The organism is Variovorax sp. J31P207 (assembly GCF_030316965.1).
Classification (GTDB): domain Bacteria; phylum Pseudomonadota; class Gammaproteobacteria; order Burkholderiales; family Burkholderiaceae_C; genus Variovorax; species Variovorax ginsengisoli_B.
Map to the genome: position 1 here is coordinate 1 of NZ_JASZYN010000020.1, position 24,885 is coordinate 24,885.

The window sequence follows — 24,885 nt, forward strand, 5'->3', positions numbered from 1 at the left end:
CTGCCGGTACAGCACCACGTCCTTGGAGCGGTGCTTCGCCACCAGCGTGAAGCCGAGCTTCTCGAAGAAGGGCTCCAGCGTGTCGGGCGTGGGCGAGGCGAACTCGACGAATTCGAAGCCCATCAGGCCCATCGGGTTGTCGAACAGATCGGTCATTGCATTCTTCCTTGAACAGTGAGGGTTCAGTCGACGCGCTGCAGCTCGCTGCCGTAGGTCGCCGCGCGATCCGCATAGCTGGCGGCGCTGGCCATCAGCTTGGCGACGTCTTCGTCAGTCAGCTCGCGCACGGCCTTGGCGGGTGCGCCAAGGATCAGCGAGCGGTCCGGAAAGACCTTCTTTTCGGTGACGATCGCGCCGGCACCCACGAGGCAGTTCTTGCCAATGAGGGCGCCGTTCAGCACGACCGCCTGGATGCCGATCAACGAGCCTTCACCGATCGTGCAGCCGTGCAGCATCGCCTGGTGACCGACCGTGACATTGCGCGCGATGTCCAGGGGGAATCCGGGGTCGGCGTGGAGCACGGCACCTTCCTGGATGTTGCTGGCTTCGCCGATGCGGATGGGTTCGTTGTCGCCGCGGATCACGGCGCCGAACCAGACGCTGACGCGTTCGGCGAGCTCGACCTGCCCGATCAGGCTCGCGCCCGGCGCGACGAACGCGGTTTGCGCAATGTGCGGCGCCTTGCCGCCGATGCTGTAGAGGGCCATGTCAGACTTTCAGAAGTTCGGCAGCTCAATCGGCCACGATGTTGGCCTTCTTGACCAGCTTGGCGTAGCGCTCCTGCTCGGACTTGAAGTACTGGGCCGAGGCCTCGGGCGTCATGGGCTTGATGATGTTCTCCTGCTTGGCCATCGCCTCCTTGGTTTCGGGCGTGTTGAAGGCGGCGACGATCGCTGCATGGAGGCGCTTCACCTCGGCCGGCGGCATCTTGGCCGGGCCGACGACGGCAAACCAGCCCCCGACGTCGACCGTCGGGAAGCCCTGCTCGGCGATGGTCGGCAGGTCGGGCAGGGAGGGGACGCGGCTTTTGCCCATGACGCCGATGGCGCGCAGCTGGCCGCTCTTGAGCTGACCCTGCACCGCGGGCAGGGCGACGACGCCCATTTCAACCTGGCCGCCGATGATGTCGGCCACCATCGGGCCCACGCCCTTGTACGGGATGTGGCGCACGTCGACGCCGGCCGCATCCATGAACATCGCGCCGGCCAGGTGGATGATGGTGCCGTTGCCCGAGGAGGCGTAGTTGTAGCCGTCGGGCTTGGCCTTGAGCAGCGCCTGCAACTCCTTGGCATTCTTCGCCGGCACCTTTGGGTTCACGACCAACACGAAGGGGGTTTCGCCAACGACCGAGATCGGGGTGATGTCGTTGATCGCATCGAAAGGCATCTTCTTGAAGACGCTGGGATTGACCACGTGGTTGTTCGAGACCACGCCGAGGGTCTGGCCATCGGGCGTCGCTCGAACGACGACGCTGGTCCCGGTGATGCCCCCCGCGCCGGGGAGATTTTCGATCACCACGGCTTGGCCGCCCAACGCCTTGGTGAACGAAGGCGTGGCCGCCCGCATGATGGTGTCTACGCCAGAGCCCGCACCCACTGGAAGGACCACGCGGAGCGGTTTGTCAGAGGCCTGTGCCAAGCTGCCCGTTGCGCTCAGCACCAAAGTGGCGGCGATGACTGCGGCGATGCCGCGGCGTTGGATCTTGAGGTTCATACTTGTCTCCGTAGGTCTTGGTTGGGTATCTGCTACGCGGCAACGCGAGTGGCCAGCCTGGCCAGAATCTCTTCGGTGTGCTGACCGACGCTCGGCAGCGCATGCCGCACCCCGGGGCGGCGGCCGCCCATCAACAGGGGTAGCAGCACCACGTCGGTGGTCTCGCCGTCGTCGCATTCCATCGGCACCAGGCCGCCGCTGGCCTTCAGGTGCGGGTCGTCAACCAACTGGTCGGGCCGCACGATTGGCGCGTAGGGGATGCCGGCGGCCTCGAGCTTCGGCGAAAGCTCTTCGACGCGGTGGTGCTGGAGGATCTCGCCGAGCTTCGCCAGCAGGGCAGGGCGTACCGCCACGCGCAGCGCGTTGTTGGCCAGCGCCGGATCGGCCGCGAGCTCGGGCGCCTCGATCACGCGGCACAGCGTCAGGAACTGCTTGTCGCTGACCGCGCCGATGAAGAGCTGCTCGCCATCGGCCAACGTGAAGACGTCGTAGACGCTCCAAGCCGAGACGCGCGAGGGCATCGGAGGCGGCGGTTCGCCGGTCATCGCGTACTGCTGCATGTGCTGCGAAGAGAGGAACACGCAGTTCTCGAACAGCGCGCTCTGCACCTCCTGGCCCTTGCCGGTCGTGTCGCGCTCTCGCAGCGCGGCCAGGACGCCGATGGCACCGAACATGCCACCCATGATGTCGTTGACCGAGGTGCCGGCGCGCAGGGGCCGCCCGACCGGGCCGGTCATGTACGAGAGGCCACCCATCATTTGCACCACCTCGTCGAGTGCCAGCCGGTTCTCGTAGGGGCCGGGCAGGAAGCCCTTGTGCGTGACGTAGATCAGGCGCGGGTACTTCTTCGAGAGGGTCTCGTAGTCCAGGCCGAAGCTGGCCATCAGCCCGGGACGGAAGTTCTCCAGCACCACGTCGCACTGGCCTGCGAGTTCAGCGGCAGTGGCGCGGCCTTCTTCGGTGCCGATGTCGATCACCACGCTCTTCTTGTTGCGGTTGAAGGAGCGGAAGAAGCCGATGCCCAGGCCCGGCAGCTTGCGGGTCTTGTCGCCGCCCGGAGGCTCGACCTTGATGACTTCGGCGCCGAGGTCGGCGAGGATCATCCCGCAGGTCGGGCCCATCACCATGTGGGTGAACTCGAGGACGCGGACGCCGGCCAGCGGCAGGGAAGAGGAGGTGGTGGTCATGTGGAGGTCTCTGGTTGATCAGGCTGAAACGGCTTGGGTGGTGAGGCCGAAGGTCTTGGGCAGGCCGGCCTGCCAGAGCGATCCGTGCAGCGTCTCTCCTTCCAGCCATCGGGCAACCTGCGCACGAAGTGCGAGCAACTTGTCGATGTCGATCCCTGTCTGGATGCTCATGCTGCCCAGCATGTAGGCCAGGTCTTCCGTCGAGACGTTGCCGCTGGCGCCCGGCGCGTGCGGGCAGCCGCCGATGCCGGCCAGGCAGGCATCGAAACGATTCACCCCGACTTCGAGCGCGGCATAGACGTTCGCCAGGCCAAGGCCGCGGGTGTCGTGGAAGTGGCCGCACCAGAAGTGGTCGCCGGCGAGCTTGACGGCATCCTCGAACAAGTCACGGACCATGCCCGGATCGGCGTAGCCCACGGTGTCGGCCATGCTCACGCGGTCCGCTCCGGCGTCGAGCAGTGCCTGCATCAGACGCAGCACCTCGCTCTTGTCGACCAGACCTTGCAGCGTGCAGCCGAAGGCGGTGCCGACCCCGCCCTCGATCAGGGTTCGAGATCCTGAGGCATCGCGCGCCGCGCGGATCCGCGCGACTTCAGCCACCACATCGTCCGGGGTCTTGCGCAGGTTGGCCAGGCTGTGGGCATGGCTGGCAGAGAGCGGGACGATCATCAGGTCGGCCTTTGCAGCGATCGCGCTTTCGGCGCCGCGGAGGTTGGGCACGAGGACGGACGTGAAGAGGTTCGGCAGCGTCTTGGCGAAGGCGACCAGTTCGGCCGTGTCGGCCAGTTGCGGCAGCAGTCGTGCAGGCACGAAGGAGCCGACCTCGATCTCGCGCTGGCCGGCCTCGTAGGCGGCGCGGATCCATTCGATCTTTTGCGCGGTAGGGAGGATCGTGGCGATGCTCTGCAGACCGTCGCGCAGGCCGACCTCGCGGATCACGGCGCTGCGCGGCAGGCGGGCGGAAGGAAGTGTCATGGGTTGTCTCCAGGCTCTCGACGTACGGTTTGCCGTCGTGGGGGAGACTGTAGGCATTCCATCTTCAATCGAAAAGCGGTAAATTGGAACGAACAACGTTCCATTTCGGAATCCCACACCACGGCTGCCCCATGCACGACCTCGATCTCACAAGTCTTCGGCTCTTCGTTGCGGTCTGCGAGACACGCAATATCGCGCGCGCCGCTGAACAGCATCACATCGTCGCGTCCGCCATCAGCAAGCGGATTGCACAGCTGGAGAGCACGTTGGGCAATGTGCTGGTGGAGCGGAATCGTCGCGGGGTCGCGATCACCGGCGCCGGCGAGATCCTGCTGGAACATGCACGCGGCATGCTGGCGGGCGCGGATCGCGTCGCGCGCGACATGGCTGCCTTCGGAAAGGGGATCAAGGGCCAGGTGCGTGTGCTTGCCACCGTCTCATCGATCGCCGAGTTCCTCCCTGACGACATCGCCTCGTTCCTGCAGGTCCCGGAACATCGGGAGATCCGGATCGACATCGAGGAGGCGCTCAGCCGTCATGTGGTCAGCGGGTTGCGGGAAGGGTTGGCGCCTCTTGCTGTCTGCTGGGACGCGGCGGACCTCGAGGGCTTGCAGACACGGCCCTATCGCAACGACCATCTTGCGATCATCGCCAGCCCGTCACACCCGATCGCGAGCAAGAAGCGCTGCGCGTTCGAGGAAACGCTCGACTACGACCATGTCGGTCTCCCCGCGTCGACGGCCGTGCACACGATGCTGGCGCGCGCTGCCGCCATCATCGGCAAGCCGATCAGCTATCGCGCCGTCGTTTCGACCTTCGATGCCTCGTTGCGCTGTGTCCGCGCCAACCTCGGGATCGCGGTGGTTCCGCGCGAGGTCGCGGAGCCGGTGGCTTCGACCTACGGACTGAAGGTACTGCCGCTGTCCGATCCATGGGCGCAGCGCAGCTTCGCCATCTGCTTTTACGACGAGAAGCGCCTGTCACCTGCGGCCAAGGCGTTGGCTGCGCATCTGCAGGCGTTGGCGACGACTCGCCGGGACGCCACGTGACGCGTGCGTCAGTCACACGAGTGTCATCGTTGCTTTGACTGGCCGCATCACGAAGCTAGTCTTGCAGTCCTGAACGCTCGGATGCTTGAGCAGCGTGTCCATCACAAAGCGTGTGTAGTGGTCCATGTCCGCCACGACGATGCGCATCAGATAGTCCATCTCTCCCGTCAGGGAGACACAGTCGATGACTTCCGGCCAGGTCTGCACGGCGGCCGCGAAGAGATCCATGGGGCTGCGCTTGTCGCCGCCCGTGTGCTTCTCCATCCGGACGTTGATGTAGGCGGTCAGGCCCAAGCCAATCCTCTTGGCCCTCACCAAGGCCACGTAGCCCGCAATGACTCCCGTTTCCTCGAGTCGCTTCACCCTCCGCAGCGCCGCCGAGGCGGAGAGCCCCACCTGCGTTCCAAGTTCTTCGTACGACAGCCTGCCGTTCAGCTGCAGGACCGAAATAATGCGCTGATCTATCGAATCGAGCGTCGTTTCTATCGGCATTAGCGGATTGTCACATGAATCGTGCGTAGATGGCGCGAATCCGCCTCGATACGCACAATCCCTGCACCCGAATCTGCCTACAGTGATGAACCACGACGGGGCCGGCATGCGGTCCCGAACCACTATCAACCGCCCTGGAGCATCCGCCATGACCACCGACCTCTTTGAAAACCCAATGGGCCTGATGGGCTTCGAGTTCGTCGAGTTCGCCTCGCCCACGCCCGACACGCTGGAGCCCTTCTTCGAGAAGCTCGGCTTCACGCTGGTGGCGAAGCACCGCTCCAAGGACGTGGTGCTGTACCGGCAGGGCGACATCAACTTCATCGTCAACCGCGAGCCGAACAGCCCGGCGGCCTACTTCGCCGCCGAGCACGGTCCTTCGGCCTGCGGCATGGCGTTTCGCGTTCGGGATTCGCACAAGGCCTATGCGCGGGCGCTGGAGCTCGGCGCGCAGCCGATCGAGATCGCCACCGGCCCGATGGAACTGCGCCTGCCCGCCATCAAGGGCATCGGCGGTGCGCCGCTGTACCTCATCGACCGCTTCGAGGACGGCAAATCGATCTACGACATCGACTTCGAATTCGTCGAAGGCGTCGAGCGGCATCCTGCAGGCCATGGCCTGAAGGTGATCGACCACCTGACCCACAACGTCTACCGCGGCCGCATGGCGTTCTGGGCCAACTTCTACGAGAAGCTCTTCAATTTCCGCGAGATCCGCTACTTCGACATCCAGGGCGAATACACGGGCCTCACCTCGAAAGCGCTCACCGCGCCCGACGGCAAGATCCGCATCCCGCTGAACGAAGAGTCGGCCAAGGGCTCGGGCCAGATCGAGGAGTACCTGATGAAGTTCAACGGCGAGGGCATCCAGCACATCGCTCTTCTCAGCGACAACCTGATCGACACCATCGACCAGCTGGGCCTGGCCGGCGTGCCGCTGATGACCGCGCCCAACGACGTCTACTACGAGATGCTCGAGACGCGGCTGCCGGGCCACGGCGAGCCGATCCCCGAACTGCAGGCGCGCGGCATCCTGCTGGACGGCACCACCGAAGGCGGCACACCGCGCCTGCTGCTGCAGATCTTCTCGGAGACGGCCTTCGGCGGCCCGGTGTTCTTCGAATTCATCCAGCGCAAGGGCGACTACAGCGAGGGCTTCGGCGAGGGCAACTTCAAGGCCCTCTTCCAGTCGATCGAACGCGACCAGGTGCGCCGCGGCGTTCTTGCTACAAGTTGAGCGTCTTCGCCTGATCTTCGAAGCATGTCATGAACAGACTCGAGATTTTCCATGCCACTGAACTGCTTGCAGATCTTCCGGGGTGGCGCTGCGAGGACACCCGTGGGGGCCTGATCAAGCGCCAGCTTGTTTTTGCCGACTTCAGCCAGGCGTTCGGCTTCATGACCTGCTTGGCCCTCGCGGCGGAAAAGGTCAACCACCATCCCGAATGGTTCAACGTCTACAACCGCGTGGACATCACCTTGACCACACACGACGTCAGCGGCATCTCGATGCGAGACATCGAGATGGCGCGCCTGGCAGCACGGCTTTACGAAGCCATCGCGGCGTCCTGAAGACAGAAACCGGAGAACTCTCATGCAGCGACAACTCAATGAACAGTCCGGCGAGGCAACGAAGCATGGCCTCGCCGCTGACGACGTACAGCCTCACCGGCCCGACTGGACCATCGATCAGGGGTGGTCGAACTACTCGGTCGAAGAACATGCCGTCTGGAGGACGCTCTTCGACCGTCAAAGCAAACTGCTGCCAGGGCGCGCTTGCGACGAGTTCGTGGAGGGCATGAAGAATTTGCCAATTGGCCCGGAACAGATCCCGAACTTTGAGGCATTGAGCGAAGTGCTCATGAAGAAGACCGGGTGGCAAGTGGTTGCCGTCCCTGGTCTCGTCCCGGACGATGTGTTTTTCGACCACTTGGCGAACCGGCGATTTCCCGCTGGACACTTCATCCGCAAGCCCCACGAACTGGACTACCTTGAAGAGCCAGATGTTTTCCATGACGTGTTCGGTCATGTCCCGATGCTCATGAATCCTGTCATCGGTGACTACATTCAGGCCTATGGTCTGGGCGGCCTTCGCGCGAAGGAACTGGGAGTGCTCGACAAGCTGGCGCGCGTCTATTGGTACACGGTCGAATTCGGACTGGTCAAGCAGGCCGATGGCATGCGGATCTATGGCGCGGGCATTGCGTCGTCTTTCACCGAAAGCGTGTTCGCGCTTGACGATCTGTCACCCAATCGCATCGGCTTCGACCTCGAACGCGTGATGCGCACGCACTACCGCATCGACGATTTCCAGGAGAGCTATTTTGTGATCGACAACCTTGATGAGCTTCTTGCGCTCGCACGCATCGACTTCGCTCCAGTCTACGAGCACATCAAAGGCCTTCCCGAGCACCAGCCGGGAACGGTACTGGCGACCGATCGAATCCTGTCTCGAGGATCCGGGCGCTATCACCGACAAAAGCAGGAAATCGTGCAAGGAGGAGCTTCCGCGACAAGACAGTCCTGATCACGGGCGCCGCGGGCAACCTGGGGCCACGTCGTGGCGAAGAGCTTTGCTGACGGGGGCGCACAGCTGGTGTTGGTGGACCAGCAAACCGTCAGCTACGACAGCGAATTCCCAGTAGGGAGCGCATTTTGTTGTCGGAGTGAACCTGCTGCGGGCTGGCGAAGTCATCTCGGCAACCGTAGGCGATCGGGCGCTTCGGCCGGATCGACTTGCTGTGTAACCTCGTGGGTGGGTTCCGGATGGCACGGAGGTGGGGCACTTGGCACGCGGCCAATCGTTTGCGATTGGCGTTAGGCACCGCTTCCCGCTCCCGGCCTAGTGGCTCAAGATCGAGGCCGAAAGCTCCGCCGTGGTGACACCATCATCGCCAGCCCGTCACACCCGATCGCGAGCAAGAAGCGGTGCGCGTTCGAGGAAACGCTCGACTACGACCATGTCGGTCTCCCCGCGTCGACGGCCGTGCACACGATGCTGGCGCGCGCTGCCGCCATCATCGGCAAGCCGATCAGCTATCGCGCCGTCGTTTCGACCTTCGATGCCTCGTTGCGCTGTGTCCGCGCCAACCTCGGGATCGCGGTCGTTCCGCGCGAGGTCGCGGAGCCGGTGGCTTCGACCTATGGACTGAAGGCGCTGCCGCTGTCCGATCCATGGGCGAAGGCCACCGGCATCACATGGACACACGTTCCCTACAAAGGCACCGCGAACGCGATGACGGACCTGATCGGCGGCCAGGTCGACGTACTGTTCGGAATGCCGTCCAGCGTGACGCCGATGGCGGAGGCCGGCAAACTGAAGATTCTCGCCGTGACCTCGTTCGAGTCGTTCCCGCTGCTGCCCGGCACACCAACCGTCGCGCAGACCTATCCCAAGGTGGGCATGGCGACGGTGGACATGGGCCTCGCGGTTCCGCGCGGCACGCCGGTGGCCATCGTGCGCCGTCTTCATGACGAGGTTCAGCGATCCTTGGCCGATCCTGGCGTGCAGAAGGTGATCCAGCAGAACGGCATGGTGGCGCTGCCGGGAAGCACGGATGAGTACATCAAGAGGATGCGGGTCGCCCGATCAGAACGCGAAGTGATGATCCGCGAAGCGCGGCGTGACCTCCGACTAGGCGAATGGCAACGGTGCATCGCCGCCATGCCGTACGCTATCGACGCGCAGCCTTGAGAACGTCGGCGATCATGAATGCAAGCTCCAGGCTCTGAGAGCCGTTCAACCGGGGATCGCAGGCGCTGCGGTAGCGCGCGGACAGCGCCTCGTCCGTCAACGCTTGCGCGCCTCCGCGGCATTCCGTGACGTCCTGACCCGTCATTTCGAAATGAAGACCTCCGGGATAGGTGCCCTCCTGCGCGTGCGCGGCGAAAAAGCCTTGCAGTTCCAACAGGATTCGCCCGAAGTCTCGGGTCTTGTAGCCATTCGACGAGGTCACCGTGTTGCCGTGCATGGGATCGCAGCACCATACGGGCGTGCGCCCGGCACGACGCACGGCACGCAAAAGCGGCGGCAGGCGCTCGGCAACTGCGTCGCTCCCCATGCGAGTGATCAACACCAGACGGCCGTCGCTGGCATCGGGGTCCAGCACATCGATCAACCGGAGGACGTCGTCCGGGCTGGCTTTCGGGCCCAACTTCACCCCGACCGGGTTCTCGATGCCGCGCAGGTATTCGACATGGGCACCGTCGAGCTGGCGAGTCCGCTCGCCCAGCCACAGCATGTGGGCGGAGCCCCCGTACCAGCGCCCGGTCCGCTCGTTGAGTCGCGTCAGCGCCTCCTCGTAGTGAAGGTGCAAGGCCTCGTGCGAGGTGTAGAACTCCACCGCGTGCAACTGCGGCGCACGTGCGGCATCGAACCCACAGGCCTCCATGAAGGCGAGGGATTGTGTGATGCGGTCGGCGAGCTCCTCGAAGCGCTCGCCTTGGGGGCTCGAGCGAACGAAATCTGCCGTCCATCGATGCACCTCATGCAGGTCGGCGAACCCGCCTTGGGAAAGCGCTCGCAGCAGGTTCAAGGTGGTTGCGGAATGCGAGTAGGCGCTGAGCAGGCGCGAGGGGTCGGGCTCGCGATCCTTCGCATTGAAGGCGCTGCCATTGATGATGTCTCCCCGGTAGGAGGGAAGCGACTTGCCATCCTGAACCTCGATCTCGGAGGATCGCGGTTTGGCGAACTGGCCCGCGATGCGTCCGACCTTCACGACGGGGCATGCCGCGGCATAGGTCAGCACCACAGCCATTTGAAGGATCACCCGGAACGTCGATTCCACGGGCTGCTGTCCGAACTCGTCGAAGCTCTCGGCGCAGTCCCCGCCCTGCAGCAGGAAGGCCTTGCTGCCGGCGACGGCGGCGAGCCTTGTGCGCAACTGCGAAACCTCGCCAGGGAAGATCAGCGAGGGCAGGCCCGAAAGCCGGCCTTCAGTCTCGCGCAGCGCAACGGGGTCGGCATATGTCGGCAGTTGCATCGCGGGTCGGCCGCGCCAGGCGTCGGGACGCCAATTGTGTTCAGAGGGCATCGTCTGTTTCCAGTTTCGGGCGATTGGACCAGGGCTGCGGACGGGCATGGCCTGAGGATAGGGCAAGCCTACAGGCCAGGCGCGATCACAGGGTTTCCGAATCGGAACGATGAGGCTGATGAATGATCGTAGCGCTGGTGCCCCGTCATCGAAGATGCGGCATGGCCCTGATCCTGGGCCCGATGAAGTGCAAGAAACTCTCGGCGGCGGGGGAGAGGGTGCGTCCCCGGAGGGTAAAGACATCAAAGCTCCGACGCACCTCCGGCCCGCCCAACGGACTCATCTGGAGCCCGTAGACCTCAATCAGGGCCGCGGCGTACGGGATGCAAAGCGCCACCCCCAAACCCGCCTTGACCATGGACAACGCCGTCGACATGTAGGCTACCTCGGTGGCCGGCGCAAATACCAGATCCGGCGCGCCTGAGCGAAGGTCCTGGAGCAGGCGCTCGGTGAATTGCCCCTGCAATGTGATGACCGAGTACGGAGCGAGATCCTTCCAGCGCAGGCGCTTGCGCTTTCCCAGTGGGTGTTCGTGTGGAAAGACCGCCATGAACGGTCCGTCGAACAACCGAGTGGACGTGATGTCGGAGTTGGGCTCGCGTTCGGGCCCGATGCCCAACTCCGCCTCGCCGGCGAATACGCGAGCCATGACTGCGGCTGCCGGAGTATCGATCAGCCTCACGTCGATCGAAGGATGCTCGGCCTGGTAAGCGGCAATCAGATCGGGCACCAGCGTGGAGGCCAGCAACTGAGAGGCAGCGACCCGGACCAGCCCCTTCTTCATCGCTCGATGATCATGCACCTGCTGCAGTACGCTGTCCAAGTCATTGATCACACCGTCCAGCATGGGATGGAGGCGCTCGCCGATGTCTGTGAGCGAAACGCGTCGCGTACTGCGATCGATCAGGCGTGCACCCAGCGCCTGTTCCAGTTCCTTGATCAGCCCGCTCAAAGCGGACTGGGTGACGTAGAGGCTTTCAGCTGCGAGCGTGAAGCTGCCTGTGCGGGCCACTGCCAGGAACGCGCGTAGCTGCTTGAGCGTGGCATTCATCGGATTCTCTGCTTAATGCATCAACAAAAACGGTTTGAATGATATGTCAAAAGCCAGTTCAATTGAGGTGTGGAGAGGAAGCAGGACAGTTGGCCTATTGCGTGAACATGGCCTGCCATGGACAAAAGCGCTGCGGCGGTGACGTCGCGAAGCACTACCGCCTCCCCATCGCATGGCCATTCAATTGACGGAGAAGCTCATATGAAGATCGATCGAATTCACCACGTCGCATACCGGTGCAACGACGCGAGGGAAACTGTTCTTTGGTACAACAGGATGCTCAAGATGGACTTCGTCCTGGCGATCGCGGAAGACCAAGTCCCGTCGACCAAGGCGCCCGATCCCTACATGCATGTGTTCCTGGATGCGGGCAATCAGAATGTGTTGGCGTTCTTCGAACTGCCCACACAGCCGCCCATGGGGCGGGACCCAAATACGCCCGAATGGGTGCAGCACATCGCCTTCCGCGTCAAGGATCGTGAGGAGCTTCTTGAGTTCAAGGCCCACCTGCAGGACAACGAGGTGGAGGTTCTTGGCGTCACGGACCATGGCGCCTTCCACTCGATCTATTTCTTCGATCCGAATGGCCACCGCGTCGAGTTGGCCTGCCCAGACCCCGACGAGGCGGCAATGATTCGAAGGCTTGATGCAGTGAAGTGGGAGATGCTGGAGGATTGGTCAAAGACGAAGCGTGCGCCCAAACACGCATCCTTTCTGCACGCGCGTGAGTTTCGGGCATTGGCCTGACAGGCCGTTCAGCACGGCTCCCCGGCGCCTTAGCCGTGGCGCTGCGCGAGGGCCCCTGGCTCGTGACGGTCCACGTCAGAACGTGACCTTGGTCGAGAACTGCAGCCGGTAGTCGTCTGCCGACAGTCCGAACTTGTTTTCGAGGCGCCCCCAGATGAATTCGCCGCCCAGCAGGATGCTTCGAGAGGCGGCATACAGCAGGTTGACGGACGAATAGCTGCCCTTGTGGAAGGCGGTGGCAAGCTGTCCGGCGGTATTGTTCTGCCGATGCTCGCTGTAGCCGATGGCGCTGCTCCACTTCTCGCTCCAGGCGTGGTTGTAGTAGACGAGCCATCCCAGAGACCCCACCGTTTCGGCCTGCAGGTTCGCGCCCGGGGCCAGGTCCACGCCGCCGTCGTTCATGTAGCTCGCGATGGCTTGCCCGCCGACGACCTGCGCGCTCAGCCTGTCCTCGCCGAACACGTTGTACGTGCCGCTGAGATTGAGCCCGTACCCGGTCTTCGAGCCGGACGGCTCGCTGTTGAAGCTGATCGTGTTCTGGAAGCCGACCTGTCGCACGATGGCGGCGGCCCGGACATGGCCCCAGTCGCCGTCCATCTGCAGGCTCGCGACGGCGTCCGGGGCACGGTTCCAGCCGGTGATGCCGGCGCCCAGCGCCGGGTCCACCCGTGTGATCCGACCGGTATCGATGGCGGAACTGGGCGCCTCGAGCGAGAAGGCCGCGGTCAATCCATCCTGGCTGTAGGGCGTCAGACGCAGCTGAGGATTGCGCACGAAGACCATGCCGCTCGGTCCCCAGTAGTCGATGATGTTCGGAAACACGTCGATGTCCATGAAGTTCGAGTAGGTCTGGCCGGCGCCATACATGCCGAGTTCGGCCCACGCGTTCAGCCAGTGGATCTGGGTCCCGCCGTTGGTCGCGAAGAGGTCGAAGCTCAGGTCGGTCTTGACCAGGCCGAGGCTCGTCGGGATGAAGGACTTGAACCCGAGGCTCGATTGCCGCACGCTGAAGACCGTCGTGCCATCCTTGCCGCATCCTGGCGATCCCGGGCAGATGATCGGAATCTGCGATGGCCGCAGGGTCGCCTGCCAGTCGGGGTTCATGCGCTTGAAGTCGTAGATCGTGTCGATCATGGCCTGGCCGTAGAACTCGACCCTGGCCTTGTCCGGGTCCGGGACGCCGTCCTCGGCCCTCGTGCCCACCGAGACGACGGGTGCCCAAGCGGCGGCAGCGGGCGCGGCCACGGCGGCCGGCGCCGGGGCGGCCGCCTTTTGCTGCTCGAGGGCCGTCATGCGCGCCTGCAGGTCCTGGATCGTCTTCATGGCCTGCTGCAACTCGGCTTTCAGTTCGTCGTACGACGCCTGGTCGGCCGCGCAGGCCCCGGGAGCGGCGTGAATGGCCCCGACGACCGCAAGCGTCCAAAGCGATTTCCTCATGACACCCCCTCTGTGGTGGAGTTGACAGGTCGCGTTTGACTGGCAAATGGCGCAACGAATCTCAGGAGCCGGGTGTTTGACGGATTTGGTTGCCACGTTTAGGCTGAAACAAGCAGGCCCCGGCCGCATTCAGGAGTGCCGAATTCTCCGACATTCTTCCACCTTGGGTCTTCGCTCCACCGCCCTGGCCGGGGTGGTGGCATGCGGCATCGCAGCAGGACAGGGCGTGACTGCGCCCGGTGCAACGCAGGCCCCTCGGTCACCGTCCAGGCCCGGCGCGCAGGCCGACGCAGCGGTGGCAGCGCAGGCGCTGCTCGAGCGCGGTCGCGCCTTCCTGCGCGCGGGCGATCGCTATGCCGCCCTTGGCGCGATCGCGCAGGCTCGGCGCCTGCAGCCAGACAATGCCGAAGTCACCCAAGCCCTGGCCGATGTGCTGATGGAATTGGGCGCCCCGAGCGCCGCCGCCCACGCGCTGGGCGCCCGCGCCGACCCGGGCGTGCGCAGCCGCGTCGCCGGCCAGCGCCTGCGCTGGGCGATCGACATCCCTCCGCGGGAGCCCGATCCCCGACGGCGTTTCGACGCCGTGGACCCGGCGCTGGCCCGTCTCGACGCTTTGTTGGTCGAGGCACGTGCCGCCGCACCGCCGGACCCGGGTCTGGTCACGCGTCTGCAACGCGACCGTGCGGTGGCCCTGCGCCACCGCGAGCGCTGGCAGGACGCCGTGGACCAGGTGGAGGTGCTGCGTGCGGCGGAAGATGCCCTGCCGGCCTATGTCCTCGAAGCCGAGGCGGACGCGCTGCTGGCTCTGCGCCGCCCCGCCGATGCGCGCCGCGTCTACGACGAAGCCCTGCAGCGCCTGACGCCTTCGCAGCGCGCCGACGACGAGGGTCCATGGCGCTCGATGATGATGGGCCGTGCCTATGCAGAGACGGAAGCCGAGGATTTCGACGCGGCCTTCGCCACGGTCGACGCCCTGGTGGCCGCTGCGGGACCGCCCTGGCGCCGTGCAGGCGAACAGCAGACGCCGCGCGAAAACGAAGTCTGGCTCGAAGCGCAGGCCTTCGACGCTGCGGTGCACAGCTATGCCGACATGCCGGCCGCCGCGTGGCAGCGCATCGCGCCGCTGGAGCGCGGCGCCCCGGCTCTCCCCTGGCTGCGCGCGCAGGCGGCCGATGTCGCTGCCCAGCAGGGCTGGCCGCGCCGGGCCGAAGACGGCATCGATACCGCCGCCGCGCTGGCGCCGGAGGACTTCGGCATTCGCGTGCAGCAGGTGGACTCGGACACGCGACGCCATCGCTTGCTGCGCGCCGAGGAGCGCCTGGCGCCGCTGCTGGAAGAAGGCGCGGACATTCCACGCGTGCAGCAGGCGCGGCGGGAACTCGACGCCGCCATGGGCCCCAGCGTGCGCTTCGCGCTGGGTGGCAGGCATACCGACAACCAGGCGCTGCAAGGGCCCGGCAATGGCGGCGAAGCCAGCCTCCAGGTCGAGTCCTCGACCTTCGCGGGCAGCTGGCGGCTCATCGGACTGGCCGACAGCAGCGCCGACTCCATCGAGGAAGGCCGCGCCGAACGCCATCGTTTCGGCGGCGGTGTGCAGGCCCTCTGGCCCGACTGGAAGGTCAACGCGCTGGCATGGTCCCAAACAGGCTCCCTGAACACATCGGGCGGCTCACTCGCCGCCCAGTGGCAGCCGACCGATCACTGGACGTTCCTGGCGGATGCCGCGAAGCATTCGCCGGACGCCCCGCTGCGGGCGGATTTTCATGGCATCACGGCCGATGCGGCAAGAGGTGGCCTGCGTTATGCCTGGACCGAATCGACCGAGGCGGGCCTGAGGGCGCAATACATGGACTTCAGCGACGGCAACAGGCGGGAGCAGGTGACGATCGACGGCGCCCTCACGCTGCTCGATCGGCCGCACCTCGACATCGTGGTCAGGCCGCGCGTCGAATGGCAGCGCAACAGCCTGGCCGTTACGCCGTATTTCAACCCCAGGGAGTCATGGCTGCCTTCCGTCGAGGCGCAGCTTCAGCATGTCCTGGGGCGTGTCTACGAGCGCGTGCTGCTGCAGCGGCTGCGACTGACCATCGGCATGTTCGACCAGCGCGACTTCGGCGGCTACGCGGTGGGCGGCGCCGCCTACGAGCAGACCTGGCGCCATGATCCCTGGACCGAACTGACCTGGGGCATCGAATGGGCGAGCAACGTCTACAACGGCCAGCGCGAGCGCACGCTGAACGGCTACCTCAAGCTCGAGCACAGGTTCGGAAGATGAACACGAGCCGGCCCGCCAACAAGGCGATTCGCATGCTGGCGATGTCGCTGCTGCTCCTGTGCCTGGCCGCCCGGCCCGCGTTCGCGCAGCAGCCGTCGCCTGCATCCGGATCGGCCGCGACCTTCGCGACGGTGGGCCTTCATGACGTGGTGGACGCTCCGGGCGACCTGGACGACGACGCGGTCACTGCGGATCGTCTGGTGAGCTTTTTCGACTGGCTGCGCGGCAACGACTGGACGGCGATCTCGCTTGACGACATCGCACGCGCGGGCCGCGGAGAGAAGGCGCTGCCCGCCAAGGCCGTGCTGATCACCTTCGACGACGGCTACCGCAGCCTGTACACCCGCGTCTACCCGCTGGCGCTCGCCTATGGCTTCCCGATCGTCGCGGCCCTGGTGGGCGAATGGATGGAACCACCTGCAGGCTCGATGGTTCGCTATGGCGGTCGAGCGGTGCCGCGCGAGCGCTTCATCACCTGGGATCAGGCGCGCGAGATGCAGCGTTCGGGCCTGGTCGAGTTCGCGCTGCACAGCCAGTCGCTTCACGCCGAAGTCGTCGGCAACCCGCAGGGCAACACCATGCCGGCGGCGGTGACGCGCCGCTACACCCCCGGCATGGGCTACCAGAGCGAAGCCGACTTTGCGGCGGGCGTCCGCGCCGACTTGGCGGCCGGGCGGGCAAGCCTGCAGCGCGAACTGGGTCGCGCGCCGCGTGCGCTGGTGTGGCCCTACGGCCGCTACGACAGCATCGGCATGCAGGCGGCCCGCGACCTGGGCTTCGCTTTCGCGCTCGTGCTCGACCAGGGACCCTCTCGCCTGGACCAGCCCTTCAGGCTGGCCCGGTTGCTGCACAGGCACAACCCGCCGCTGCCGGACCTGGTGCAGAGCCTGCGTCCCGATCCGAACGAGCGGCGCCTGGATCGCCTGGTCTGCCTCGACCCGGCGGCCCTGTGGACCGACAGCGCGGAGGCCAGCAACGAACGCCTGGGCCTGGCGATCGAGCGCGTGCGGGCGCTGGGGGTGACCGGCCTGGTGGTCGACGCGGTTCGCCGCGATGCACAGGGGCGGATCTCCGCCGCCTGGTTTCCTGCCCGGGAGCTGCCCTTGGCGGGCGACTGGCTGTCGCGCATCGCCTGGCAGATGAACACGCGCGCCGGCGTCAAGGTCTATGCCCGCCTGCCGCATCGCGAGGCACTCGCGGCGTTGGGCGACGACGCGCGCGTGCAGCGCCTCTATGAGGACCTGGGTGCCAGGGTGCCGCTGGACGGCTGGCTGCTCGAGGACACGCAGGCGCTGGCGATTCACTTCGACGGTCCGCCGCCGCTCTTCGCGCACCGTCCGGGCATTTCGCTGGGCTGGTCATCCTGGGTGATACGCGAGCGGCGACAGTCGATGCTCGCGAACCTGGGGCGTGCGGACGGCATCGACGCGCCGGGATGGCGGGCCTTCGCGGCCCTGGACGCCGCGCGACCCGGACTGGAACTGGTGTGGGTCGCGCCACGGCATCCCGTCGCAGCGCCGCACCCGCTGGCAGACATCACCCTCGTGCCTCGAGGCGTCGACGACCCGGTCGCCGACGACCGCCTCTCGCCTGTCGATCCAACGCTCCTGAGATGGTTCACCGGCGTGGCGCCGCCCGACGCCCGGGTACTGGTCCGCAAGGCCCTCGACTTCCAGCGCCGCGGCGGCGTTTCGTTGGGCTGGTGTCCGGACGATCCCGTCGCGGATCGGCCCGAAGCGGCCATCGCGGCACCCGCGGTGTCGGGATCGATCTTTCCGATGCAACGTTGAAGGAAGGAGCTGAACATCCATGTACTTCAACGAACTCATCGCCGCCTTCTGTTTCGGCTATCCCTTCGTGATGGCCCTGTTCTGGATGACGGGTGGCTTGCTCTACGTCGGATTGCGCGGCCGCCATGAGCCGCGGCCGGAGCATCCTCCGGTGCTCCCGTCGTACCCGGGCGTGTCGGTGCTGGTGCCTTGCCACAACGAGGAGCGGCAACTGGCCGAAACCTTCGGGGCCCTGTCGTGCATCGACTACCCGGACTTCGAGATCATCGCGATCAACGACGGCTCCACCGATCGGACCGGGGCATGGTTGGAGGCCCTGATTCCGCAGCTGCCGATGCTGCGCGTCGTGCACCTGGAAAGCAACCAGGGCAAGTCCACCGCGCTCAACGCCGGCGCGCTGGCCGCCCGGCATGAGTTGCTGGTGTGCATCGACGCCGATGCGCTGCTCGAACGCCATGCGCTGACATGGCTGGTGCGTCGGTTCCAGACCGATGAAGGCATCGGCGGGCTGACCGGAAATCCGCGGGTGCGCAACCACGCCACGCTCCTCGGGCGCCTGCAGGTCGGCGAGTTTTCGTCCATCGTGGGGCTGATCAAGCGGGCCCAGACCGTGTATGGATCGCTGTTCACCGTCTCCGGCGTGATCTGCGCCTTCAGAAAGCGCGCACTGCAGGACGCCGGCTGGTGGTCTCGCGAGGCCATCACCGACGATGTCGACGTCAGTTGGCGCCTCCAACTCGCCGGCTGGCGGCTGGCCTTCGAGCCCAAGGCACTGTGCTGGATCCTGATGCCGGAGACCTTCCGCGGACTGTGGCGCCAGCGCCTGCGCTGGGCCGAGGGCGGCGTGACCGTCATGCTCAAGGTTCTTCCCAAGCTGCTGGCGCAGCCGCGCATGCTTCCGGTATGGATCAACTATGTCGTCGCGGTCGCCTGGGCCTATGCGATCGCAGGGGGCTTCCTGGCATGGGGCGTGGGCCCGTTGCTGCGCTTCTGGGGCATCGCCCTGCCTGAATTCTGGCCAGCCTTCGGACCATTGCCGCGCGGCTGGGGCCAGGTCCTGGCGCTGACCTACCTCGCGCAGGCCGTGACGAGCGCCTGGATCGACGAGCGCTTCGAGCGCGGCATGTTCCGATCGCTGTTCTGGGTCGTCTGGTATCCGCTGGTTTTCTGGGCCGCCCAGGCCGCGACTTCGGTCGTCGGCCTGCCGCGTGCCATCCTTCACATCGGCAGCATGCGCGGAACCTGGGTGAGCCCCGACCGCGGCCTGCGTTGACGCGGGAGCATTCAATGATGCAGAAGACGCTTGCTACGCCGGGGGACGACGACGCTTCGCCGCCGGAACTGGCCCCGCCGCGCGATTGGCCGCCGCGAATTCAGCGGGGACGCACGCAGTGGTGGATGCGCGTGCGCGACCTGGTCATGACCTTGCTTGCCTGGATGGCCTATCTGTGGTTTCTGAGAGAGCCCGTCATCGCCGGCGTTGCATGGCTGAGCCCGTCGGCGGGGACCTATCTCGGGAACCTGATCGAAGCCCCGCTCGCCGTCGACCTGCGTCCCTATCTGTGGATGGCGGCGGGTCTCATGGTGTGGTTGGGCCTGGCGGGCCTTCGGCAGCGGCGTCGCCTGCGTCAGCAGCCCAGTCGCGACCGGGAAGTTCCGCCGTTGCTTCCCGACGAGCAGTTCGCGGCGGCCGGGGTGGCACTCCCGGACCAGCCCCTGTGGCGCGAAGCGCGCTGCCTTCGCGTGCAACATGACGATCAAGGGCGTGTGTTTGGCGCGGTGCGAACGCCGCACCTTCATGAGGGTGCCAGGTTGCCTGTGCCGGCGGAACCAAGATTCTGAACGGCGTCGTTTCGACGCGGCGCGGCCGATGCTCGCTCAAGGACGGAACCAGCTATTTCCCACCACCAGATACACCGCCGTCGTGCCCGGGCTGTGGGCCACGTCGATGCCCACATCCAGACCGAACTTGCGTGCCAGCTCGTAGCGAAAGCCGAAGCCGCCGCTGCCCACGTTCTGCGTGGCAGAAAAATTCTCGCCGGTGGTGCGTGTTGTCCCACCCCCGCCGAACAAGACACCGCTCCAGCGGCCAAAGAGGCGCCAGCGCGCCTCCATTTCGAGGGACGCCACCTGGTCGCCCTGGTATCGCATCGCGGGGACGCCACGCAGTTGGACGAACGGCCGCAAGAAGAAGGGGGTGCCGTCGGACGACCAGGCATAGCTTCCCCGCGCGCCCAACGTGACGCCATGTGCCAATGGCTGCCAGCCCATCAAGATCTGCTGGAAACGCTCGAAATCATCGGTCGAGCCCAAGGCCTCGCGTGATGCCAGCCAGGACGTTTCGGCATAGATTCCGCGCGTGGGCGTGAAGATGTTGTCCCGCGTGTCGTACTCGAGAATGGCGGTCGGCGCGGAGATCTTCACGCGGACACTGTCTGCCGGACCGGCAGGCTGGGGCCCCTCGCGCAGCTTCGGGTCGACGTCGGCAAAGACGTAGCGCATGCCGATCGCCCACGGCGACTTCGGCGCGAGCTGCCAATTGACCTGTGCGACGGCGCCTGCGAATTGCAGCGAGTAGCGCACCTTCTGGTCCAACGATGGCAATCCGGGGCCCAGGCCGTAGAAGTCGAGGTTGACCTGTCCGGTCGCGGCGCCGAACAGGGTGCGCAAGCGCCCGTCCATCCAGCGGCTGGCGTCCCCCGCGAACGCACCTTTCGTCCCGTTCTCGGTGGCGAATGCCCCGATGCCCGAGATGTCGGGGCGCGCCCAACCTTCCTCACCCGCTTCCTTGCGTGGCCGCAGGAACATGCCGGCGGCGCCGCCGCCATAGCCGACGGCCGGCTCCGTCACGACGATCGGGATCGGCAGGAAACCGTGTGGATTCTCGAGGAAGCTGCTCAGGTCGAAGGCGCCATCCTCGGGATCGAAGAACCGTTCGCGACCTCGTGGCGCGGGCTCTTTCATGGTCTCTGAAGTTAGCGCACCCTCATCGCGCAGTGGTTCGGGCGAGGCCTGAGCGGCGACGTCCGCCGAAGCGACCATGGCCAGCGCAGGAAGCAGGGCGTGCGGCAGCAAACGCATCGTTGAATGTCCAGACGGGGTGTGGAAACGTGGCGACGAATCCCCATTGGAACCGAGCGGCGTCGAACCGTCGAGATGCGAGAACGTGCCTACTGGAACGCGAAGTTCCGTGCGTTGGCGGCGTTGAATCGAATCTTCTTCACCTTCCAGTCGGAGGCGACCACCGTGCCGCTGTCACCGAGCACGACGATCGCGCCGCTGTAGGGCTTGCCGCAAGCGGCTGGCTTGTCGCCTGCCAATGCGGCGGTCGTGTCGCACTGGGCATCGCTCTTGTCGCGGTACATGCCGCCGTCGCCGGTGACCCCGTCGACGATGCAAGCGTTCGGATAGGTGGCGAAGTCGAAACTGGCCAGCGTTTCGTTCCCGATGTAGTCCGGATTCAAGGCGACACCGCTTCCCACGGGCGTGCCCGCGGATACCCGCCATCCCGGTGTCGCGCGGCTGAACTTCACGGTGCTGAAGGCGCTGTCGGAGATGGTGTTGTCCTGCTGGACGAACTTCGCGAACGGGTCGAAGATCACGATCCGACGCTTCTTGCGGACATCGGCCAGCGTCGCATTCGCCGCAAGCGGCGAGCCGTCGCAGGTCAGGTCGACGGTGAAGTTCACGTAGGCATAGACATTCCTGCCACCGGAACTGGTCGCTCCCTTGACGTCCATGGCCATGTCCTTGAAGTCGATGAGCTTCGTACCGGCAAGGCCTGGCAGCTGGAGGACGGCCTTGTTGCCGTTGCCGCCGCCGACGAAGCTTCCCACCGCATTGGCGCCTGCGCCGAGGGTCATCGAGAGTTCGTCACCGCTGGCAGAGATGGAGGCCTTGTTCAGTTGGGGAATTGCGGCGAGTTCCGCAGTCTTGAAGACATGCGTCAACGGGATCGACACATCGGCGTCGCCTGCGGCTGCGATCGACGAGAGCATCTCGTCATAGGCGATGTTCTCGTCGGCGAGGGAGCGCATGAGGGTCGAGATCAGGTCATCGTGCGCGTCGCCGGCACTCGGCTGGAATGATGTCGTGAGCGGATTGCCGGCCAGCGGCGTGTACCCTGAAGCCTTCAGACTCGCGTTGACCTTTGCCAGTCCTTGCTCGAGGGCGCTGGAAGCCGACGAAGCGAGCGAAGACGCAGTGATCGTCGACGGATCGGCATGAAGCCCTCCCGCCACCACGAGGCCGGTCAGCGGGGTCACGTTGAGGTCGGAGGCGTCGAGTGCGACGGAATAGAGCGACTGCCCGGCGGGTACGGTGCCGCCGCTGACGGTGACCAGGCACGGGAACGTCTGGCCGGTCAACGTGGCGCTCCACGCGCCCGTGGCGCCGGTCGTCGTGGCCACGGCAGCACCCGTCGCGCACTGGACTGAAACGCTGCCGTTCGCAACGGGTGCGCCGACGGCAGCCAGACCACCGAGGCGGGTGGTCGAGGCTGTATTTGCATCGGGCGTGGCGAGGCGGCTTTCCGCGGGGCGGGTTGGCGGGTTTGCGGAAGAAGCTTGGGTCGGGGTGGCAAAGCCACCGTTTCCGCCACCGCCACCGCAGGCGGTAATCGTGAGGACGGCGGCGGCGACGAGGGAGCGTGAAAGAATGCTCAGCATTGAGGATGTCATGTGGATGGGTTGGTGCGCGAATTCGGCGAAGCGCGTCCGCGCGCAGGCGCAGTGGACCCCGGCGCGGGACGCGTCGCACGGGCAGGATTTTCCAATCCACACGGCCCTCGCGCCCCCTCCCTGAAGGAGGGGTCCCCATCACAGCAGCACTGCTGCTGCGGCGGCGGTCGCGTCTGGCAGCACGTCGTAGGTATAGGCAAGCAGCGACGCCGCCACCTGGGATCACGGCGATCTTGCCGTCCGAAATCGCCATGCCGGCCGCCTGCGATTCGCAATAGTGTGCAGGATGCGATCACGGACCAACTCGCGAAGCCCCACGCGCGGACGTGGATCGCGGGCTTCTCGACATTCCTGGCGGCGCGGGAAGGCGCCGAGGTGCTGCTGTTCACTCGCTACGCCGCTTCGGCCCATCGCTGCCGGTCAACTCGGAGGATCCTGGGTTGGCATCTCCTGCCGCCTGCGCCCGAGTTCCATATTCGCGAGCATAGCGGTCATGCGCTCGGGATCACGGGAGGTGTCGCGACGCCTCGATTTCAAGTGAGCAAATGCGAGAAAAGCACAGTGCCAGGTACCGGCATAGTGGCAGTGTGGATGTTCGCGCCCACCGAGTCGACCAGGAAGAGCCGATGGTGGTCCCCGGTCCCGAAGGCGAGGTTCGTCCACAGCACTCCGGCGGGAGAGCGGACCACATGGGTCAGCAGGCCCAGCGCGTCATAGCGCAGCACGCCGAGGCCGACCTGGCAGACCAGCACGCCGCCTTCGGCGTCGAGGGCAAGACCATCCGGACCGGCAATGCCCCCGCTCAACTGGATGAACAGCCCGACCTTGCTGACTTGGCCCTCCTTCAAGAGGGGCAGTCGCCAGATTGCGTTCCCTCGTGTCGCCGCGACGAAGATCTGATCCTGGGCCAGATTGGCAACGATGCCATTGGGGCTCGGGACCGTGGCCACCAGCATCGCCAGCCGGCCCTCCGCGTCCATCCGGAAGACCCGGCCCGTCGGATCGTGCAGGCCGGTCTGCCCTTGGTCGGTGAAGTAGAGCGCCCCGTCGGAGGTGAAGAACAGGTCGTTGCAGCCCTTGAATCCTTCGGAGTCTCGCGTTTCGAGCAGGAACTCCGGCTCTCGTGTGGTCGGGTCGATCCGCACGATTCCACGACGGTAGTCGGCCACATAGAAGTCCCCGTCACGGTGGATCTTGAGCCCGTTCGGCCAGCCGTCGTACTGTGCGAAGAGCTCCCAGCCCCCGTCTTCCGAGATCCTGAAGATTCTCCCGTTCGGAATGTCGACCACATGCAGCTGGCCATTGCGATCGAAGCTCGGCCCCTCGAGGAAGGAGTCGATCGCCCGCCCCCCCATGTTGGCAAGGCTCCACGTGCTGGTCTCCGCAACCCTGAAGTGTGCGGGAAGCGTCGTGAAGAGCGATGCGTCGATGGTTTCAGGGAGGTTGAAGATCATTCCGTGCGGTCTCGCGATCAGGTGTCCTGCTTGAAGCCGATCTGCTTGACGAACGAGCCCCATTCGTCGAACTCGCGGCGCAGCCGCGCCTGCAGCTCTGCCGGATCGGATGGCGCGGCTTCCATCCCGAGGGTAGCAAAGAGGGTCTGGGCTTCCGGACTCTTCAACGCCGCCGTCATCGCCACCCGCAGCTTCTCGACCTGCTCCGCACTGGCATTGGCCGGAAGATAAAGACCGAAGTTCTCGTTGATCACGACGTTGTAGCCGGACTCCTTCAGCGTCGGGGCCTGCGGCAGGAACTTGCTGCGCGCCGACCCCATCGTGGCCAGGACTCGCAGCCGGTTCGCGAAGGGCGTGACGGTGGGCACCACGCCGACGTACGCCGGCACGGACCCGCCGATCAGATCCGTCACCGCGTTGCTTCCATTGGCGTAGCCCACGTGGGTCATCTTGACCCCTGCCTCCATGCCCAGCTTGATGCCGGCGAAATGAAGCTTGGAACCGGTCGCGCCCGTCGCAAAGCTGGCCTTGTCGGGATTGGCCTTGCACCAGGCCATGAACTGCTGCACCGAGGTGATCTCGTGCGGTACCGCAGGGCCCACCGCCAACGCAAAGTCCGCGGTGACGCAGTTCCCCACCGGCTGCAGATCCTTGAAGGGGTCGTAGGCCACCTTGTTGAAGGTGTGCGGATTGACCGAAAGGATCGACATCGGGCAGATCAGCATGACCGAGCCATCCGGACGCGCGCCCTTCAAGGCCATCACGGCGATTTGGCCACTGGCCCCGATGCGGTTCTCGACCACCAGCGTCGTCGCGTAGCCGCCGCGCAGCTTCTCGGAGAGCATGCGAGAGAGCGCATCGGTCGCGGTGCCGGGCGCGAAGCCCACGATGATGCGTGTCGCATCCGTCTGTGCAAGGACACGCGCACTGGCAGAAAGAACTGCGATGCCCGCAGTGGCCCTCAGAAGCTCACGTCGTTGAATCATTGCGTTGTCTCCAATTA

The 24,885-nt window shown here is 65.5% G+C and carries 21 protein-coding genes and 3 pseudogenes; 11 read left to right on the forward strand and 13 right to left on the reverse strand.

Annotated features, from left to right (window positions below):
• The 5 genes and pseudogenes from QTI68_RS36720 to QTI68_RS36740 form a co-directional block, all read right to left on the reverse strand.
• Positions 1-156 (reverse strand): annotated as a pseudogene (locus QTI68_RS36720) (4-hydroxyphenylpyruvate dioxygenase); the annotation flags it as partial.
• 26 nt (positions 157-182) lie between these two features.
• Positions 183-707, reverse strand: coding sequence for a gamma carbonic anhydrase family protein (locus tag QTI68_RS36725; protein WP_286529158.1), 525 nt, complete (start codon positions 705-707; stop codon positions 183-185).
• Between the two features lie 25 nt (positions 708-732).
• Positions 733-1,713, reverse strand: coding sequence for a Bug family tripartite tricarboxylate transporter substrate binding protein (locus QTI68_RS36730; RefSeq protein ID WP_286529159.1), 981 nt, complete (start codon positions 1,711-1,713; stop codon positions 733-735).
• Positions 1,714-1,745: 32 nt separating this feature from the next.
• Positions 1,746-2,900, reverse strand: a complete 1,155-nt coding sequence (locus QTI68_RS36735; protein WP_286529160.1) for a CaiB/BaiF CoA transferase family protein — start codon at positions 2,898-2,900, stop codon at positions 1,746-1,748.
• An 18-nt stretch (positions 2,901-2,918) separates the two neighbouring features.
• On the reverse strand, positions 2,919-3,875 hold the full coding sequence (locus QTI68_RS36740; protein ID WP_286529161.1) for a hydroxymethylglutaryl-CoA lyase: 957 nt from the start codon (positions 3,873-3,875) through the stop codon (positions 2,919-2,921).
• Positions 3,876-4,006: 131 nt separating this feature from the next.
• Here QTI68_RS36740 and QTI68_RS36745 point away from each other — a divergent pair, with 131 nt between their 5' ends.
• Positions 4,007-4,924, forward strand: coding sequence for a LysR family transcriptional regulator (locus QTI68_RS36745; RefSeq protein WP_286529162.1), 918 nt, complete (start codon positions 4,007-4,009; stop codon positions 4,922-4,924).
• Between the two features lie 12 nt (positions 4,925-4,936).
• On the opposite strand, the gene QTI68_RS36750 is transcribed toward QTI68_RS36745, so the two are convergent.
• The gene (locus QTI68_RS36750; RefSeq protein WP_286529163.1) at positions 4,937-5,416 is read right to left on the reverse strand and encodes an Lrp/AsnC family transcriptional regulator; all 480 of its coding nucleotides are present in this window, start codon (positions 5,414-5,416) and stop codon (positions 4,937-4,939) included.
• Between the two features lie 148 nt (positions 5,417-5,564).
• Here QTI68_RS36750 and hppD point away from each other — a divergent pair, with 148 nt between their 5' ends.
• From hppD to QTI68_RS36775, 5 genes and pseudogenes are all read left to right on the forward strand, one after another.
• The gene (gene hppD / locus QTI68_RS36755; protein ID WP_286529164.1) at positions 5,565-6,653 is read left to right on the forward strand and encodes a 4-hydroxyphenylpyruvate dioxygenase; all 1,089 of its coding nucleotides are present in this window, start codon (positions 5,565-5,567) and stop codon (positions 6,651-6,653) included.
• A 29-nt stretch (positions 6,654-6,682) separates the two neighbouring features.
• A complete protein-coding gene (locus QTI68_RS36760; protein WP_286529165.1) occupies positions 6,683-6,988 on the forward strand; it encodes a 4a-hydroxytetrahydrobiopterin dehydratase in 306 nt (101 codons plus the stop codon).
• A gap of 22 nt (positions 6,989-7,010) precedes the next feature.
• On the forward strand, positions 7,011-7,943 hold the full coding sequence (gene phhA, locus QTI68_RS36765; RefSeq protein WP_286529166.1) for a phenylalanine 4-monooxygenase: 933 nt from the start codon (positions 7,011-7,013) through the stop codon (positions 7,941-7,943).
• A 363-nt stretch (positions 7,944-8,306) separates the two neighbouring features.
• A pseudogene (locus QTI68_RS36770) lies at positions 8,307-8,600 on the forward strand (LysR substrate-binding domain-containing protein); the annotation flags it as partial.
• A gap of 6 nt (positions 8,601-8,606) precedes the next feature.
• Positions 8,607-9,110, forward strand: a pseudogene (locus QTI68_RS36775) (tripartite tricarboxylate transporter substrate-binding protein); the annotation flags it as partial.
• Here QTI68_RS36775 and QTI68_RS36780 read toward each other — a convergent pair.
• Both QTI68_RS36780 and QTI68_RS36785 read right to left on the reverse strand, forming a co-directional pair.
• Positions 9,091-10,449, reverse strand: a complete 1,359-nt coding sequence (locus QTI68_RS36780; RefSeq protein WP_286529167.1) for a class II 3-deoxy-7-phosphoheptulonate synthase — start codon at positions 10,447-10,449, stop codon at positions 9,091-9,093. The pseudogene QTI68_RS36775 and the gene QTI68_RS36780 overlap by 20 nt on opposite strands.
• 145 nt (positions 10,450-10,594) lie before the next feature.
• A complete protein-coding gene (locus QTI68_RS36785) occupies positions 10,595-11,500 on the reverse strand; it encodes a LysR family transcriptional regulator (protein ID WP_286529168.1) in 906 nt (301 codons plus the stop codon).
• Between the two features lie 201 nt (positions 11,501-11,701).
• Here QTI68_RS36785 and QTI68_RS36790 point away from each other — a divergent pair, with 201 nt between their 5' ends.
• Positions 11,702-12,247, forward strand: coding sequence for a VOC family protein (locus QTI68_RS36790; protein WP_286529169.1), 546 nt, complete (start codon positions 11,702-11,704; stop codon positions 12,245-12,247).
• A gap of 75 nt (positions 12,248-12,322) precedes the next feature.
• On the opposite strand, the gene QTI68_RS36795 is transcribed toward QTI68_RS36790, so the two are convergent.
• Complete coding sequence (locus QTI68_RS36795; RefSeq protein ID WP_286529170.1) at positions 12,323-13,684, reverse strand: DcaP family trimeric outer membrane transporter; 1,362 nt, start codon at positions 13,682-13,684, stop codon at positions 12,323-12,325.
• Between the two features lie 226 nt (positions 13,685-13,910).
• On the opposite strand from QTI68_RS36795, the gene pgaA reads away from it, so the two are divergent.
• Genes pgaA through pgaD form a run of 4 tightly spaced genes read left to right on the forward strand, consistent with a single transcriptional unit; the run spans position 13,911 to position 19,591 of the window.
• Positions 13,911-15,959, forward strand: a complete 2,049-nt coding sequence (pgaA, locus tag QTI68_RS36800) for a poly-beta-1,6 N-acetyl-D-glucosamine export porin PgaA (RefSeq protein ID WP_286529171.1) — start codon at positions 13,911-13,913, stop codon at positions 15,957-15,959.
• A complete protein-coding gene (pgaB, locus tag QTI68_RS36805; protein ID WP_286529172.1) occupies positions 15,956-17,749 on the forward strand; it encodes a poly-beta-1,6-N-acetyl-D-glucosamine N-deacetylase PgaB in 1,794 nt (597 codons plus the stop codon). The genes pgaA and pgaB overlap by 4 nt, the downstream gene beginning before the upstream one ends.
• A gap of 19 nt (positions 17,750-17,768) precedes the next feature.
• Positions 17,769-19,022, forward strand: coding sequence for a poly-beta-1,6-N-acetyl-D-glucosamine synthase (gene pgaC / locus QTI68_RS36810; protein ID WP_286529173.1), 1,254 nt, complete (start codon positions 17,769-17,771; stop codon positions 19,020-19,022).
• 14 nt (positions 19,023-19,036) lie between these two features.
• The gene (gene pgaD / locus QTI68_RS36815; RefSeq protein WP_286529174.1) at positions 19,037-19,591 is read left to right on the forward strand and encodes a poly-beta-1,6-N-acetyl-D-glucosamine biosynthesis protein PgaD; all 555 of its coding nucleotides are present in this window, start codon (positions 19,037-19,039) and stop codon (positions 19,589-19,591) included.
• Between the two features lie 36 nt (positions 19,592-19,627).
• Here the strand turns inward: pgaD and QTI68_RS36820 are convergent, their stop codons facing one another.
• From QTI68_RS36820 to QTI68_RS36835, 4 genes are all read right to left on the reverse strand, one after another.
• Positions 19,628-20,830: a BamA/TamA family outer membrane protein gene (locus tag QTI68_RS36820; protein ID WP_286529175.1), complete on the reverse strand. Its 1,203-nt coding sequence runs from the start codon at positions 20,828-20,830 to the stop codon at positions 19,628-19,630.
• A gap of 89 nt (positions 20,831-20,919) precedes the next feature.
• On the reverse strand, positions 20,920-22,416 hold the full coding sequence (locus QTI68_RS36825) for a hypothetical protein (RefSeq protein ID WP_286529176.1): 1,497 nt from the start codon (positions 22,414-22,416) through the stop codon (positions 20,920-20,922).
• Between the two features lie 545 nt (positions 22,417-22,961).
• Positions 22,962-23,882: an SMP-30/gluconolactonase/LRE family protein gene (locus QTI68_RS36830; RefSeq protein WP_286529177.1), complete on the reverse strand. Its 921-nt coding sequence runs from the start codon at positions 23,880-23,882 to the stop codon at positions 22,962-22,964.
• Positions 23,883-23,899: 17 nt separating this feature from the next.
• Complete coding sequence (locus QTI68_RS36835; RefSeq protein WP_286529178.1) at positions 23,900-24,868, reverse strand: tripartite tricarboxylate transporter substrate-binding protein; 969 nt, start codon at positions 24,866-24,868, stop codon at positions 23,900-23,902.
• Positions 24,869-24,885 lie beyond the last annotated feature (17 nt).